The sequence below is a fragment of the Arthrobacter sp. UYEF21 genome (genome assembly GCF_040546085.1).
GTDB lineage: Bacteria > Actinomycetota > Actinomycetes > Actinomycetales > Micrococcaceae > Arthrobacter.
On record NZ_JBEPNF010000001.1, the window covers coordinates 499,790 to 514,589 of the forward strand.

Genomic DNA, 14,800 nt, shown 5'->3' on the forward strand with positions numbered 1-14,800 from the left:
CGGTGGCCACAACGACTTCCCGGCCGCTGCGCCCGCTGAACCGGCTGCGTCCCCTGCTCCGGCGGCGGGCGCGGCTGCTCCCCGTCCTCCCGGCGATTCTGCTTCTGCTCGTGTTCCTGGCCGGCCCAGTGCTGTGGGCCTTCCATGCCTCGTTCACCAATGCTGCCCTGACCGGCCGAAACGCCCGCAGTCCGGGGTGGGTGGGGTTTGGGAATTACCAGCGCCTGTTTACCGACCCCGCCCTGCCGCTGTCCCTTGCCCTGACAGTCATCTTCGTCGGGGGCTCCGCCATCCTGGGCCAGAACCTGCTGGGACTCGCCCTCGCCATCCTGATGCGGCGGGCCCGCCGGCCGGTGGCCGTCGTCGTCGGGACCGCGGTGGTGGCGGCCTGGGTGTTGCCGGAGATCGTGGCTGCCTTCGCCGCGTACGCCTATTTCAGCCGCGACGGAACCCTGAACCAAATCCTCGGCGCTCTGGGACTCGGCGAGCCTGACTGGCTGTATTCGTTCCCGATGGTCGCCATCATGCTCGCCAACATCTGGCGCGGTACGGCGTTCTCCATGCTGGTGTACCGCGCAGCGCTGGATGATGTTCCCGGTGAGGTCAGCGAGGCCGCGCTGATGGACGGCGCCGGCGGCTGGCAGCGGCTCGCCTACATCACCATCCCCATGATCCGCAGCAGCATCGCCACCAACCTCATGCTCACCACCCTGCAGACACTGGCGGTGTTCACTCTCATCTGGGTCATGACGGCAGGAGGCCCCGCCAACGCCAGCACCACGCTGCCCGTGCTGGCCTATCAGGAAGCCTTCAAGTTCGGGGACATCGGGTACGGCACGGCTGTGGCGTCGGTACTGATCCTGATCGGCCTGGTTTTCGGCGGGGCCTACGTGCGGCTCCTCCGCGAGTCCCGGCGATGACGACGGCGGCGCGGGCGTCCCCCTGGGCGCAGCGGCGGACCCGGTCCGGTGCGGTCTCCCGGGCAGAGCAGCGTGCACGGGTGCCGGCAGACGCAGCCCTGATCCTGATCGGCGCCTGTTTCGTCCTGCCGCTGCTCTGGCTGGTGCTGGCCTCCCTTGATGCGTCGGCAGGTCACGAGGCGAGGCTTCCCGGCCAGGTCTCCCTGGACAATTTTGCCGCGATCATGACGCCCGGCCGGCTGTTCCAGCCGCTGTGGAACAGCATGGTCCTGTCCGCCGGGACCGCCGCCGTGAACCTGGTCGCGGCGGTGCTGGCTGCTTATCCGCTCTCCCGGTACCAGTCGCGGTTCAACAGGCCGTTTATGTACACCATCCTGTTCGGGACCTGCCTGCCGATCACGGCCATCATGGTCCCGGTGTACGGCCTGTTTGTGCAGCTTGACCTCTTGGACTCCATGGCCGCAACCATCTTTTTTATGGCCACCACCACGTTGCCGATGGCCATCTGGATGACGAAGAACTTCATGGACGCGGTGCCGTTGTCACTGGAGGAGGCGGCCTGGGTGGACGGCGCCTCCGGACTAACGGCGCTGCGGACCATCGTGCTGCCTTTGATGCGGCAGGGGCTGGGCGTGGTGTTTATCTTCGTGTTCATCCAGGCCTGGGGGAACTTCTTTGTTCCTTTCGTCCTGCTGCTGTCCGAGGCACGGCAGCCCGCAGCGGTCTCGATCTTCAGCTTCTTCGGTCAGCACGGGGCCGTGGCCTATGGCCAGTTGGCGGCCTTTTCCATCCTGTACTCAGTACCGGTCCTGGCTCTGTACGTCATTGTGGCCAGGGGCGCCGGCAGCTCCTTCGCCCTTTCCGGTGCCGTTAAGGGCTGACTTCCGGCTTCAGTCGAGGTCTTCGACGATCGTCCCAAACGGGATGGAATCGTCCAGATGTGCCTGATGTCCGTGAGGCAGATTGAGCACCCGCACACCGTGGGCCTGATCTGCCGCCGACTGCATCAGGATAGGCCGCACGGTGTTGATGAAACTCTCGCTTTTTCCTGCGAGATACTCCTGGTAACTGGCTGGTAGCTGGCTCATTCCAACAGAATAGACCTGCGGACCCGCCCTGGGGAGGGGTCCCCATTGCGGGCCGCCCCGGCGCTGGCTTGGATAGGATGGCGGGCGGAGTGGAGCCGGCCGGCAACACCATCAGTCCGCAATCACCAGGCACCAGCCATCAGGGGGAATTCCTTTGCTTCAGACCAGTGCGCCCGCACGAATCGAACCGGCGGAACTGGCCCGTGCACAGCAGGTGGCGGCGAACATTGCCCGCAGCTTCGATGCCAAAGTGGTGGGCCAGGCACGGCTGCGTGAATCCCTGCTGGTAGCGTGCTGACCCGCGCTGCCCGAATACCAGGCGGCACTCCGGCGCCACCGCCGCTGGCTCGCCGTTGCGGCGATCGCGGCCGGGACCCTGCTGGTGTCTGCGGTGGCCGCGGCGGGCCGCACGGTGGAAGTTACCACCATCACGCCGGAGCAACGGAACCGGGACATCATGCTGTGCCTGGACACCTCGGGGTCCATGAGCAGCGCAGACGCGGCCGTTGTGGAAGTCTTCGGCGTCCTGGCGAAGGAATTCGACGGGGAACGGATAGGCCTCACCATCTTCGACAGCAGTGCAGTCCAGGTCTTCCCGCTCACCGACGACTACGGGTATGTGCAGGAACAGCTGCAAATGGCCGACGATGCCTTCAACGGAAACCCTGGCAGCGCCGGTTTCCTGGACGGTACGTGGAGTGGCCGGGGATCATCCCTGATCGGCGACGGACTGGCCTCCTGAGTCAACGGCTTCCCCGGCAGGGACGGGTCCGGGTCAGGCAGCGCCGACTCGAAAAATGGCGCCAGCCCCAACGCGGAGCCAGGCCAGCGCTCGCGGTCCGTTGTCCTGGCCACGGACAACTACCTCTCCGGCGATCCCATCTTCACCCTGTTGCAGGCAGGCGCCCTGGCGCAGGACGCCGGCACCCGGGTCTACGCCCTCAATCCCGGTGACTTCGACTACGGGCCCGGGCCCGGCCAGCCCGGCGCCAGGCTGCGTACAGCCGCCGAAGCCAGCGGCGGCGCTTACTACGCATTGGACAGCCCTGATGCCGTAGCGGACATCGTGCGGCGGGTGCAGGAAACGGAAGCCGCCGCCATGCAGGGCGCCCCGCGCGCCGTCGTCTCAGACCGGCCGGACCTGCCCCTGGCAATTGCGCTCCTGTCCGGACTGGTCCTCGCCGGCGCGTCCTGGCGGTTGCGGCCATTCCCCTGCAACCGATCTTTCCATGGTGGCTGATGGCCTTCCTCATCGCCGCCGTTGTGCTTCTTCTGGGGTGGCGACTGGTTTTGGCGTTTCGGGAACGTGCGGCCGCAGGGGAGCCGGCCGGCACCCAGGGCGCCCTCGCACAGGGCCGGGCGTGGCGGGCGGCAGCGCTCAGGCAGCAACTACGGACGTCAATGTCTTCTTTGTGGTGGACACGAGCAGCAGCATTGTGGCAGAAGACTTCGGCAACCGCTCGCCCCGGCTCGAGGGAGTGCGCCAGGACATCATGGCCATCGCCGGCGAACTGGCCGGCGCCCGCTTTTCGCTCCTGACCTTCGACAGCAACGCCGTTGTCCGGATGCCCCGCACCACCGACACCACGGCGCTGGACACCGCCGTCGGCGTGCTGCAGCCGCAGGTGACCACTTTTTCGAAGGGAAGCAGCGTTACGGCCGCCCGAAAGCTGCTGGCCGAGCGGCTGCGCGCCGCGCGGGACAGCCACCCCGAACGGCCGCGGCTGGTCTATTACCTCGGCGACGGGGAACAGACAAGTGCTGCGGCACCGGACGCAATCAAGGTGGACGGCGGCCTGGCTAACGGGGGAGCGGTGCTGGGCTACGGCATGGCCGAAGGTGGCCGCATGCAGGAAAACACCGGGCAGCGTTCCGGCAATGACGGCGGGGCCGGGTACATCCAGGACCGGACGTCCGGAAGCGGCGGTGATGCGCGCTTAGTTATCGATGAGGGCCGGCTGCGGTGGATCGCCGGCCAGCTGGGGGTTCCCTACGTCCACCGTTCCGCCGGAGACGCTGTGGCGCCGATGATGCAGGCCGCGGACCCGGGCGAGCTGCGGCGCGCGCCGGAGGGTGCCGGCTTGGACGGCCGGACGGAGCTCTACTGGATTTTCGCCTCCGGCGCGTTCCTGCTGGGCCTGCGCGAGGCGTTCCTGCTGCTGCGCCACTGGCGGCGGCTCCCGCGGGCACAAGCAATCCCAAACGCACAGGCAATCCCAGTCGCACAGGAGGGCACAGCCCGCCAGGCAGAGGAGGCGCGGACATGATGCACAGCCCCGGACAGCTGTTTGACGCCGGCGCCGGCGCCAGGGCCGATTCCAGCGCTGACTCCATGGCCAATTCCACTGCCGATTCCAGCGCCGAAGGCAGTGCCGGGGCCGATGCAGGGGCCAAGTTGGAACAGGCCGCGGAGCGACTCTCGCAAAAGGCGGACGAAGCTGCCGCCGGTACCACCGCGCCGGACCCTGCTGCGACGCCGGGGCAGGATGATCAGCCTGCCGGAACCGGGCAGCAGAGCCGGCTCGACGAGCTCAGGGACAGCTCCCGGAACGCCCAGAGCGAGCGGAACTCCGGACGGGAGCGGGACGAATACCTCCGCGACGATGACCTGGGGCCGGGCGCGGACCGGCCCTGGTAGACGGCGCGATTATGCCCCCTTGAGACAGTTCGTATGAGCCTCCGGGGCCAAAAAGCGAACAATGTTCAGTCCCGTGACGAAACAGGGCGTAAACCTGCGTCTTAATTCGGCAGTGGACTTGAACGGTTTCGTGCGGGATCCTAGAGTTCTATACAAGTTACCGAGGTAACGTGTCAGCGATCCTCCGGTTTGGAGGGTGTGGGTGCCCCCATGTGGGCCTGACATTTGCTCACGGACAACTTCATTCCAGGCGTAACAGTCGCGGCTGCGTCCTTGTGGAGTTTTTCCGTGTTCCCAAACTCAATTCATTGCGGCACCACGGTCACATCTGCTGACCGGGAGCCGTCAATGGCACAAAGCCAAGGACGCAAATGTCACCGCCAAGCCTTATCGACACACATCAAAATCTGTCCGAGACCGCCCCCGTGGCGCTCTCCTATGAACTGTTCCCGCCGCGTTCGCCGGCCGCTGCAGAGTCCCTCTGGACCACCATCCGGGAACTGGAAACCACCGAGCCGGACTATGTCTCCGTCACGTACGGTGCCAGCGGCTCAAACCGGGACACCGCCGTCGAACTTATCAACAGGCTCCTGCTGGAAACCACGCTCCGGCCGCTGGCGCACCTGACCTGCGTGGGCAACACGCCGGACGAACTGGCAGAGATCATCGGGGACCTGCTGGACACCGGGGTACGTGGCATCCTGGCGCTCCGCGGCGACCAGCCCCAGGACGGCGCAAAGCCGGTCGCCGGGTCACTGCGGTATGCGCAGGACCTGATCGAACTCATCCGCCGAGTGGAACAGCGGCGCTCGGCGCTGCTGTGCGCGGGCAAAATCGCTGTGGGCGTGGCCGCGTACCCCACCAGGCACCCGGAGTCACCCAGTGAGGCGCACGACGTCGAGGTGCTGCTCGCCAAGCAACGGTCCGGTGCCGACTTCGCCATCACCCAGGTCTACTTCCGCACCGAGCAGTACGCGGACCTCATCAGCCGGGCCCGTCGCGCCGGGGTCACCATCCCCATCATCCCGGGCGTGATGCCACTGACCAGCCTGCGCCGCGTCACCCGGCTCGGCGAACTGGCAGGCGTTCAGCCGGCACCGGAACTCCTGGCCCGCCTGGCCGCCGCCGATACTGACGCCGAACGGCACCGGATCGGCGTCCGGGCAACGGTTGACCTGGCCAACGCGGCCCTCGACGCCGGCGCACCCGGCATCCACCTCTACACGTTCAACGAACACGTGAGCGCGCTGGAGGTGCTGGACAAACTGGCACTTCCGCGCCACGTCCGTTCAGTTGGCCGCCGCAGCGCCGTTGTCCGTTCCAGCGCCGCAGCCCGTTCCACATCTACCGCACGCCAGCTGGCCAGCTGACGCGCCGCCCCCACACACCATTCGCAGCTTCCACCAACACCGCAAGGAATTTCCCATGACTGAACAGAACACCCCCGCCACTCCTTTCCCGGCCGCCTCGCTCCTGGGCTACCCGCGCATCGGCCGCCGCCGCGAGCTGAAGAAAGCCGTCGAGGCCTACTGGGCCGGCAAGATCGACGCCGCAGCACTGGACGCCGCCGCCAAGGAAATCCAGCTGTCTATCGCCAAGCGACTGCAGGAACTCGGCCTCACCGAAGCCGCAGCCGTGCCGGGCACATTCTCCTACTACGACCAGGTACTGGACGCCACCGCGCACCTCGGCGCCGTGCCGGCCCGCTTCGGCAAGCTCCTCAACGCTGAGGGACAGCTGGACATCGACGGTTACTTCACCCTGGCCCGGGGCAACTCGGAAGAGCAGCCGCTGGAGATGACCAAGTGGTTCGACACCAACTACCACTACCTGGTGCCGGAGATCGGCCCGGAGACCGAGTTCACCCTCGCCTCCAACCGCATCGTGGAGGAATTCGAGTTCGCCCTCGCCAACGGCATCGAGACCCGCCCGTACATCGTGGGCCCGGTGACCTACCTCCTGCTTTCCAAGGCCTCCGACGGCGCCCCGGCCGGCTTCGCGCCGCTGTCCCGTCTCGAGGACGTCCTGCCGGTCTACGTGCAGCTGCTCGAAAAGCTCGCCGCCGCAGGCGCAAGCTGGATCCAGCTGGACGAGCCTGCCCTGGTTGTTGACCAGGACACCCCGGCCGCCGAAATCGAAGCCGCCGTGGCCCGCGCCTACAAGGTGCTCTCCGGCGCAGCCAAGCGCCCGCAGATCCTCGTCTCCACCCCGTACGGCGCTTTGGACGGTCAGCTCGGTACGCTGGCCGCCACCAACATCGATGCCCTGCACATCGACGCCTTCAAGGGCGCCGTCCCCTCCGCCGCAGCCCTTGCCGCCCTGGGGAACAAGACCCTGGTTGCCGGCGTAGTTGACGGCCACAACATCTGGCGCAACGACCTCGCCGTCTCCGCCGGCAAGCTGGACGAACTGAAGGCTGCGGCCGGCAAGCTGGCGGTCAGCACCTCCACCTCCACCCAGCACGTCCCGCACGATGTTGCCGAAGAAGGACAGCTCTCCGACGAGCTCCGGAGCTGGCTTGCCTTCGCCGACCAGAAGGCTGTTGAGGTCAAGACCCTCGCGTCCTACCTGGCCGACCCGTCCTCGGCCAAGGCCGCCATCGACGAAGCCTCCGCCGTCATCGCAGCCCGCGCAGCCGCCAAGGGTGTTCACCGCGACGACGTCCGGGCTCGCAGCGCGGCCCTGACCGCCGCCGACTTCAGCCGCTCGGCGTACGCAGTGCGTGAAGCTGCCCAGGAAGAGGCCCTGCACCTGCCGCCGCTGCCCACCACCACCATCGGCTCCTTCCCGCAGACCTCGGAAATCCGTTCGGCCCGCGCCCGCAACAACAAGGGCGATCTCACCAACGGGCAGTACGAGCAGCTCATGAAGGATGAGATCAAGCGCGTGGTGGAGCTGCAGGAAGAGCTCGGCTACGACGTCCTGGTGCACGGCGAGCCCGAGCGCAACGACATGGTGCAGTACTTCGCCGAGAACCTCGACGGCTTCGATGTCACGGTCCACGGCTGGGTCCAGTCCTATGGCTCACGCTGCACGCGCCCGTCCATCCTCTGGGGCGACGTCACGCGCAGCGCCCCCATCACCGTTGCCTGGGCCGAATACGCTCAGTCGCTGACCAGCAAGCCCATGAAGGGCATGCTCACCGGTCCGGTCACCATCCTGGCCTGGTCCTTCGTCCGCGACGATCAGCCGCTGGGCGAGACCGCCAACCAGGTGGGCCTGGCCCTGCGCGACGAAATCGCGGACCTCGAAGCTGCCGGCATCAAGGTCATCCAGGTGGACGAGCCTGCTCTCCGCGAACTCCTGCCGCTGCGCAAGGCAGACCACGCCGCGTACCTGAAGTGGTCGGTGGACTCGTTCCGCCTGGCCACCGCCGGCGCAGCGGACGCCACCCAGATCCACACCCACCTCTGCTACTCGGAGTTCGGCGTGATCATCGACGCGATCGACGGCCTCGACGCCGACGTCACCTCCATCGAAGCGGCACGTTCCCGCATGGAGGTTGTCCACGACCTCGAGGCGCACCGCTTTGGCCGCGGCGTTGGTCCGGGCGTCTACGACATCCACTCACCGCGTGTTCCGGGCGAAGCCGAAGTCACCGAACTGCTGGCCACCGCCGTGAAGCACGTCCCGTCCCGCCAGCTTTGGGTCAACCCGGACTGCGGCCTGAAGACCCGCGGCTACGCCGAGACCGAAGAGTCCCTGCGCAACCTGGTCAAGGCAACCAAGACGGTCCGTGCAGGCCTGCTGGCATCCGCTAAGTAACAACGGTTTCGACAAGCTCAACCACGTCGACGACGGCGGCCGGTCACCTTAAAGTGGCCGGCCGCCGTCGGGCGTTAAGTTCTGGTGGTTGAGCTTGTCGAAACCTCAGGATTCCCAGAGGATTTCGTCGTCCACTACGCCGTCTTCGTCGGCGGAGGCCACCAGTACCTCGTCCGTGAAGTGGGCGCCGAGGGTGAAGTCCAGGACGAAGTAGCGCTCGGGCTGGCCCGGGTAGATGCCCACGTGGCCGAGCTTGAGGGCTTTGAGGAACACGTCGGGGGTGAGCTGGCTGCGCTCCTCCACGCCGAAGATTCTCTGAAGAGTCTCGGTCTTAAGGGCGCTGCAATGGAAATTGAGGTATTCCTGCGGGCTGGTGCCTTCCTGGCCCAGCTCTTCGGCGATCATTTCCCTTACCTCATCCACGAGCTCGGGGAGGAATCGCAGCCGGTAGTCAACTTTGTGCATGGCTGCTTCGTCGAAATGGTCGTGCGCGTTGATATTCAGGTCGAGTTCCAGCGTTTGGCCCCCGAGCTCGTGTTTGGCGGCGACGTTGTGGTCCCTGCCGTGGTTGAGCTCAATTTCTCCAAAGTGCTGGCTCGCTACCCTGTTCATACCTTCAACATAGTCCCCAAGCGCTGAGCATTCCAGCGTTAGGGACTATTTGCCTGCGGCCCCCAGACCCGCCAGCGTTTCCTCGAGTAGGTCCACAAACAGCTGCACCCGGGCGGTCTTCTTCTCGTTGATGAGCAGCGCGAAGACGTTCCGCGCCAGGCGGATCTCCGGAACATCCAGCACCACCACACCCGCCGGACGGTTATGCAGAGCCAGTTCCGGAACAAGGGCAGCCCCCAGCCCGGCCGCAGCCATTTCCAGGCTGGCGTGGAAATCGTCGCTGTGCGCCACCACCCGGGGATACAGGTTGCAGCTGGCAAAAAGCCGCTCGATCACCACGGCGTCCGGGGTCCCGGGGTGGTGCATGATCCACGGGAGTTCGGACAGGTGGTCCGCCGCCACCTTGGCGTCCCGGCCGAAGCCCCAGCCCGACGGAAGCACCACACGGAAGTTGTCATCGCCGATCCACTGACGGTTGATGGTGTGCGGCCAGGCGAGCCCGGACTGGCCCACCTGGAAGACCAGCGCCACATCCAGGCCCCCGCCGGTGCGCAGGCCCTGGATGGTCTGGGAGGGCTCGGCCACGGACACCCGGAGATCGATGCCCAGGTCCTTCCACGCCGGATTCTTCAGGATCCGGGGCAGGACGTAGGTGGCCAGGCTGGGGAAGATGCCGAGCCGCAGTTCCTGGCTGGTGCTGCTGTGGGTCTTGGCGGCGGCGGCCATCAGCGCTTCGATGTCCGTGAGCACTTTCGCAGCGTGCCGGGTCATCACGATGGCAGCCTCCGTGGGGACCACGCTGCGGGCTGAGCGCTGGAAGAGGATGACGCCGGCTTCGCGTTCCAGGGCGGACATCTGCTGGGAGACCGCCGATGCCGTGTACCCCAGGCGCGCCGCGGCGGCGGCGAATGAACCCAGCCGGGTAACCTCAAGGAGTGTCTTCAGATGTACGGGATTTACCAAGGCTGTCCTTCGGTCAGAGCCGCATGAGCCCTGCGGTACGGCGGGTCTGAAAGGTCCGCTTCATTCTGGCACAAAGATTCCTGGAATCTCACTCATCCGCAGGCCCAGCGGCGACGAACTGCCCCTAGAGAGTTTGCACCGAGCAAATGCATCACGCAGTCCGAGTAGAGGAGCAGAACAGTGTCTTTGGCAGGGAACCTGGGCGCCAAGCCGGAAGGGCGGCGAATCGCCGTCGTGGGCAGCGGAGTGGCCGGACTGACGGCCGCCTACGTGCTGAACCGGCATGACCGTGTCACTCTCTTCGAGGCGGACGGCAGGCTGGGCGGCCACGCCCACACGCACAGCGTCCCGCAGCGGGACGGCTCCACGTTCGGCATCGACACCGGCTTCATTGTCCATAACGAGCGGACCTATCCCACCCTGCTTCGGCTGTTTGCCGAACTGGGCGTGGAAACCCAGGACTCCGAAATGAGCATGTCCATCCGGTGTGACGGGTGCGGCCTGGAGTTCGCCGGGGCCCGCGACGGCGGGAAAGGGATCATCGCCCGGCCGTCCAGCCTGCTGCGCGGCCGCTACCTGCTGATGCTGGTGGAGGTCATGCGCTTCTACCGCCGGGCGCGGGCGCTGATCGAGGCGGGGGAAGCGTCCGACGGCGGTCCTTCTGACGGTGCCGAGCTGACCCTCGGCGAATTCCTCGCCAGGGAGCGTTTCAGTGCCTACTTCAGCTCCCATTTCATGACACCGGTGGTGAGCGCGGTCTGGTCCTGCGATCCCACCACGGCCCTGTCCTATCCGGCGCGGTACCTTTTCACCTTCCTGAACCACCACGGCATGCTGGGTGTTAAAGGCTCGCCGCAGTGGCGGACCGTCACCGGCGGGTCGCGGCAGTATGTGGAGAAGCTGGCCGCCACGCTGCCGGATATCAGGCTCAACAGCCCTGTCACCGCCATTCGGCGCCACGCCCTCGGCGTTGAAGTGGACACCGGGCAGGGAGTAGAAGACTTCGAGGCAGTAGTCATCGCTACGCACCCGGCGCAGGCGCTCACCTTCCTGGCAGATGCCACGCCGGCCGAAATAGAAGCCCTCGGCGCGATGCCGTACTCGGTCAACCACACCGTCTTCCACCGGGACCCCGCCGTCCTGCCCGCAGCGGACAACGCCCGGGCGTCCTGGAACTACCGGCTCCCCGACTGCGATGCGCGGCCGGACAAGGTCCTGGTCAGTTACGACCTCACCCGGCTCCAGCGCCTGCAGCCAGCGGACGGCCGGCCGTACCTGGTCAGCCTGGGAGAGTCCGACCTGATCGGCGAGGACCAGGTCCTGGCGCGCATGGTGTACGAGCACCCGCAATACACGCCGGAATCCCTGCGGGCGCAGCAACAGATTGCCGCCCTGAGCGATGACCGCATCGCCTACGCCGGGGCGTACCTGGGCTGGGGCTTCCACGAAGACGGCGCGCTGTCCGGTGTCCGTGCCGCCGCGAGCCTGGGGCGCACCTGGGACACGCCCGGGGTGGGGTCACTGGAGCCCGTGCTGCTGGCAGCCACGGAGGACACATGAGCCCCACGGCAGCCATCTACCGCACGTCCGTCTCCCATGTGCGGCAGACCCCGCTGAAGAATGCGTTCACCTACCGGAGTTACAGCTGGTTTGTGGACGTGGACCGGCTTCCGCAACTGCCCCGGTTACTGCGGCCGCTGGCTGTTTTCAGCTCCTCAGACCATTTAGGTGATCCCGCCGCATCCCTCCGCAGCAACGTGGAACGGTTCCTACGGACCCAGGGGTTAGAGCCCGACGGCGGACCCATCCGGATGCTGTCCAGTGCCCGGGTGGCGGGCTACGTGTTCAACCCGCTCACCCTCTTCTGGTGCTACCGGATGTCCGGCGAGCTGCAGTGCGCTATCGCCGAGGTCCACAACACCTACGGCGAACGCCACTGCTACCTCCTGGAGACGGACGCCTCCGGCCGGGCCAGTGTTCCCAAAGCTTTTTACGTCTCACCCTTCAACGATGTTGACGGGCAGTACCGGATGAAGGTGCCGCCCCCGGAGGAACGGCTGTCCCTTTCCATTGTCCTGGAGCGGGAAGGGCACCGCCCCTTCATCGCCACTGTGGACGGGGACAGGCGTCCGGCCACCGTCAGGAACATCCTGGCAGCGGCCGTCGCGGTTCCGGCCGCGCCGCTGCTGGCATCCGCGCTGATCCGTTTTCAGGGCGTTAAACTCTGGGCAAGGCGTCTGCCCGTCGTCAAAAGGCCACACCACCCCTCACAGGAGGCAGTTCAATGACAATGACCGACGAGAACGGAACGGCCGCTGCGCAGGTTCCCGCCGCAAAGTCCACCCGGCACCCGCTGGCAGGCAACAGCGCTGCCGGGGTACCGGCGTCGCCGGCCACCATCGATCCGGACGTCTGGCCCGGTGTTGCGCACGCGCCGTCGGGCACTAAGGCCGCTGTTGCCGGAAAGGCGGCGGGCCTGCTGTTCAGGGCAGCAGTCCGACGGCTGCCCATGCGTGTGGCCTATCCGGACGGTGCAGTCCTGGGCACCGGCGGCTCCGAGGCGCCGGTCATGAACATGCTCCGCCCGGAAGCGTTCGAACGGCGGATCGGGGACAACGGCCTGATCGGGCTGGGCGAATCGTTCATGGCGGGGGATTGGGAAGCATCCGATCTTGCCGGCGTACTGGAAGTCTTCGCGGGATCCGTGGGCACGCTGATCCCCAAGCCGCTGCAGACGCTCCGGACCCTGTACCTGCCCCGCACCCCGAGGCGGGAACGCAACGAAGAGCAGAACACGCGCAGCAACATCTCACGCCACTACGATCTGTCCAACGAGCTCTTCTCGAACTTCCTGGACACCACCATGAGCTACTCCGCGGCCCTGTTCCCCCCGAGTGAGGAAGCACTGGACTCGGTCCCCTGGGACGCTTTGGCGGAAGGGCAGCAGGTGAAGATTGACAGGCTGCTGGACAAGGCCGGCGTCGGAGCCGGGACCAGGCTGCTGGAGATCGGCACCGGCTGGGGTGAACTGGCACTCCGGGCGGCCGCCCGCGGTGCCACGGTCTACAGCGTGACACTGTCCAGCGAACAACGGGACCTGGCGCAGGAACGGATCGCGGCCGCCGGCTACGCGGACCAGGTCACGGTGGCACTGCAGGACTACCGGGCGGTGGAGGGCGAGTTCGACGCCGTCGTGTCCGTGGAGATGATCGAGGCGGTTGGCTATGAGTACTGGCCCATCTATTTCCAGACCATCGACCGGGTGCTGGCCCCCGGCGGGAAAGTTGCCATCCAGGCCATCACCATGCCGCACGGGCGCATGCTGGCCACGCGCAACGCCTACACCTGGGTGCACAAGTACATCTTCCCGGGCGGATTCCTGCCCTCCGTGCGGGCCATCGAGAGCGTGACACAGCAGCACACCACACTCCGGGTGCGGGAGCGGATGGGCATGGGCGACCACTATGCGGCCACACTGCGCCTGTGGGAGGAGCGGTTCGTTGCGCGCTCGCAGGAGGTTCGTGAGCTGGGGTTCGATGCCGTCTTCCAGCGGATGTGGCTGTTCTACCTGAGCTACTCCCGGGCAGGTTTCCAGTCCGGCTACCTGGACGTGCAGCAGATTGTGCTGGACCGCCGGGAGGCCCAGCTGTAGCCGATTAGGTTCATCACGTCGCCAGGGGGTCCCGAAGGTTTCGTCGGGGCCATTTGGTGTTCCCCGGCACTGGATGTAGTGCCTCGCCGCTAGGCGCGACACGCCGCCCAGCAGGCGACACGCGGGGCGATAATTGTGGCTAAGTACTCCACAGGGTGTGGATGTCGTCCGCAAAAATCGCTGGAATCCGGGACATTTTGCGGCCCCTGCCTGTGGATTAAAAGTGCATAAAATGACATACTTGTAATACATCATCTTGGGGTTCCGGAGAGCCGTCTGCACTACATGTAGTATCGATGTACAGCTTGGGCGGGACAAAGACGAGCGAAGATTTCGATAGAGGGGACAGGGAACCATGACCGTTACGGTTTACACAAAACCTGCTTGTGTGCAGTGCAACGCCACCTACCGTGCGCTGGACAAAAAGGGCATCGCTTACCAGAGCGTTGACATTTCACAGGACGCCGAGGCGCTCGAGCGCCTGAAGGCGCTGGGCTACATGCAGGCACCTGTTGTGGTCACGGACCAGGACCACTGGTCAGGCTTCCGCCCGGACAAGATCGAGGAACTGGCACTGGCTGCTGTTTCCTCCGTGGCCTGAGGCCACCACTCTTAGCCATTCGGCAATCTTCGATCCCACACATGAGGTGACTCCCGTGGCAATACTGGCAGTGGCCGGGGCCCCAGTGGCCCAGGTACTGCCTGTCACCACGCAGAGCCAGCTCATCTACTTTTCCTCGACCTCCGAGAACACCAGCCGCTTCGCCGCGAAGCTGGGACGGGAGTTGGCACGGATCCCGCTCCATGCAAAGGACGCGCCGCTGGTCGCCACCCGGCCGTTCGTGCTGGTGGTGCCCACTTACGGTGGCACCGGGGGAGAGGGCTCGGTGCCCAAGCAGGTCATCCGCTTCCTGAACAACCCGCAGAACAGGCACCTGATCCGCGGGGTTATCGGTGCTGGCAACACAAACTTTGGGGACAACTACTGCATGGCCGCGGACATCATCGCCGCGAAATGCCACGTACCCCGGCTATACAGATTTGAACTTATGGGCACGCCAGAAGACGTTGCCCGCGTAAACAATGGATTGGACACGTTTTGGACACGACTGTCGCAGACACAGAAGTAACCAGGGCCGGAGGCCTGGGCGCCGCAGCTGAC

Annotated in this window: 17 protein-coding genes; 14 read left to right on the forward strand and 3 right to left on the reverse strand. The window is 66.0% G+C overall.

The genetic code is table 11. From position 1 onward, the window contains the following. Nucleotides 1-2: 2 nt before the first annotated feature. Together ABIB27_RS02355 and ABIB27_RS02360 are read left to right on the forward strand one after the other, a co-directional pair. Nucleotides 3-920, forward strand: a complete 918-nt coding sequence (locus ABIB27_RS02355) for a carbohydrate ABC transporter permease (protein WP_502909090.1) — start codon at nucleotides 3-5, stop codon at nucleotides 918-920. Beyond that, on the forward strand, nucleotides 917-1,801 hold the full coding sequence (locus tag ABIB27_RS02360) for a carbohydrate ABC transporter permease (RefSeq protein WP_354214263.1): 885 nt from the start codon (nucleotides 917-919) through the stop codon (nucleotides 1,799-1,801). Before ABIB27_RS02355 ends, ABIB27_RS02360 begins: the two co-directional genes overlap by 4 nt. A gap of 9 nt (nucleotides 1,802-1,810) precedes the next feature. Here ABIB27_RS02360 and ABIB27_RS02365 read toward each other — a convergent pair whose 3' ends face one another. Then, nucleotides 1,811-2,008, reverse strand: coding sequence for a hypothetical protein (locus ABIB27_RS02365; protein ID WP_354214264.1), 198 nt, complete (start codon nucleotides 2,006-2,008; stop codon nucleotides 1,811-1,813). Between the two features lie 154 nt (nucleotides 2,009-2,162). Here ABIB27_RS02365 and ABIB27_RS02370 point away from each other — a divergent pair, with 154 nt between their 5' ends. From ABIB27_RS02370 to metE, 7 genes are all read left to right on the forward strand, one after another. Then, the gene (locus tag ABIB27_RS02370) at nucleotides 2,163-2,306 is read left to right on the forward strand and encodes a hypothetical protein (RefSeq protein WP_354214265.1); all 144 of its coding nucleotides are present in this window, start codon (nucleotides 2,163-2,165) and stop codon (nucleotides 2,304-2,306) included. Between the two features lie 84 nt (nucleotides 2,307-2,390). Beyond that, nucleotides 2,391-2,750: a VWA domain-containing protein gene (locus ABIB27_RS02375; protein WP_354214266.1), complete on the forward strand. Its 360-nt coding sequence runs from the start codon at nucleotides 2,391-2,393 to the stop codon at nucleotides 2,748-2,750. A gap of 150 nt (nucleotides 2,751-2,900) precedes the next feature. After that, on the forward strand, nucleotides 2,901-3,248 hold the full coding sequence (locus tag ABIB27_RS02380; protein WP_354214267.1) for a vWA domain-containing protein: 348 nt from the start codon (nucleotides 2,901-2,903) through the stop codon (nucleotides 3,246-3,248). A 121-nt stretch (nucleotides 3,249-3,369) separates the two neighbouring features. Continuing rightward, nucleotides 3,370-4,275, forward strand: coding sequence for a VWA domain-containing protein (locus ABIB27_RS02385; RefSeq protein ID WP_354253436.1), 906 nt, complete (start codon nucleotides 3,370-3,372; stop codon nucleotides 4,273-4,275). Further along, entirely contained in the window at nucleotides 4,272-4,646 is a 375-nt protein-coding gene (locus ABIB27_RS02390) for a hypothetical protein (protein WP_354214269.1), read from the forward strand. Before ABIB27_RS02385 ends, ABIB27_RS02390 begins: the two co-directional genes overlap by 4 nt. A 371-nt stretch (nucleotides 4,647-5,017) precedes the next feature. Beyond that, nucleotides 5,018-6,016 carry a methylenetetrahydrofolate reductase gene (locus tag ABIB27_RS02395; RefSeq protein WP_354214270.1) on the forward strand — a complete coding sequence of 333 codons (999 nt, stop codon included), beginning with the start codon at nucleotides 5,018-5,020 and terminating at the stop codon, nucleotides 6,014-6,016. Between the two features lie 55 nt (nucleotides 6,017-6,071). Further along, nucleotides 6,072-8,411: a 5-methyltetrahydropteroyltriglutamate--homocysteine S-methyltransferase gene (gene metE / locus ABIB27_RS02400; protein ID WP_354253437.1), complete on the forward strand. Its 2,340-nt coding sequence runs from the start codon at nucleotides 6,072-6,074 to the stop codon at nucleotides 8,409-8,411. Between the two features lie 105 nt (nucleotides 8,412-8,516). On the opposite strand, the gene ABIB27_RS02405 is transcribed toward metE, so the two are convergent. Together ABIB27_RS02405 and ABIB27_RS02410 are read right to left on the reverse strand one after the other, a co-directional pair. Continuing rightward, nucleotides 8,517-9,023: a DUF2004 domain-containing protein gene (locus ABIB27_RS02405; RefSeq protein WP_354214272.1), complete on the reverse strand. Its 507-nt coding sequence runs from the start codon at nucleotides 9,021-9,023 to the stop codon at nucleotides 8,517-8,519. 45 nt (nucleotides 9,024-9,068) lie between these two features. Beyond that, nucleotides 9,069-9,986, reverse strand: a complete 918-nt coding sequence (locus ABIB27_RS02410; RefSeq protein WP_354214273.1) for a LysR family transcriptional regulator — start codon at nucleotides 9,984-9,986, stop codon at nucleotides 9,069-9,071. Between the two features lie 180 nt (nucleotides 9,987-10,166). Here ABIB27_RS02410 and ABIB27_RS02415 point away from each other — a divergent pair, with 180 nt between their 5' ends. The 5 genes from ABIB27_RS02415 to nrdI all read left to right on the forward strand — a co-directional run bounded on the left by ABIB27_RS02415 (nucleotide 10,167) and on the right by nrdI (nucleotide 14,768). After that, complete coding sequence (locus ABIB27_RS02415) at nucleotides 10,167-11,546, forward strand: NAD(P)/FAD-dependent oxidoreductase (protein ID WP_354214274.1); 1,380 nt, start codon at nucleotides 10,167-10,169, stop codon at nucleotides 11,544-11,546. Then, on the forward strand, nucleotides 11,543-12,274 hold the full coding sequence (locus tag ABIB27_RS02420; RefSeq protein WP_354214275.1) for a DUF1365 domain-containing protein: 732 nt from the start codon (nucleotides 11,543-11,545) through the stop codon (nucleotides 12,272-12,274). Before ABIB27_RS02415 ends, ABIB27_RS02420 begins: the two co-directional genes overlap by 4 nt. Beyond that, nucleotides 12,271-13,638 carry a class I SAM-dependent methyltransferase gene (locus tag ABIB27_RS02425; protein WP_354214276.1) on the forward strand — a complete coding sequence of 456 codons (1,368 nt, stop codon included), beginning with the start codon at nucleotides 12,271-12,273 and terminating at the stop codon, nucleotides 13,636-13,638. Before ABIB27_RS02420 ends, ABIB27_RS02425 begins: the two co-directional genes overlap by 4 nt. Before the next feature lie 355 nt (nucleotides 13,639-13,993). Next, the gene (gene nrdH / locus ABIB27_RS02430) at nucleotides 13,994-14,239 is read left to right on the forward strand and encodes a glutaredoxin-like protein NrdH (protein ID WP_354214277.1); all 246 of its coding nucleotides are present in this window, start codon (nucleotides 13,994-13,996) and stop codon (nucleotides 14,237-14,239) included. A gap of 55 nt (nucleotides 14,240-14,294) precedes the next feature. Then, entirely contained in the window at nucleotides 14,295-14,768 is a 474-nt protein-coding gene (gene nrdI, locus ABIB27_RS02435) for a class Ib ribonucleoside-diphosphate reductase assembly flavoprotein NrdI (protein WP_354214278.1), read from the forward strand. The last annotated feature ends 32 nt before the right edge of the window (nucleotides 14,769-14,800 follow it).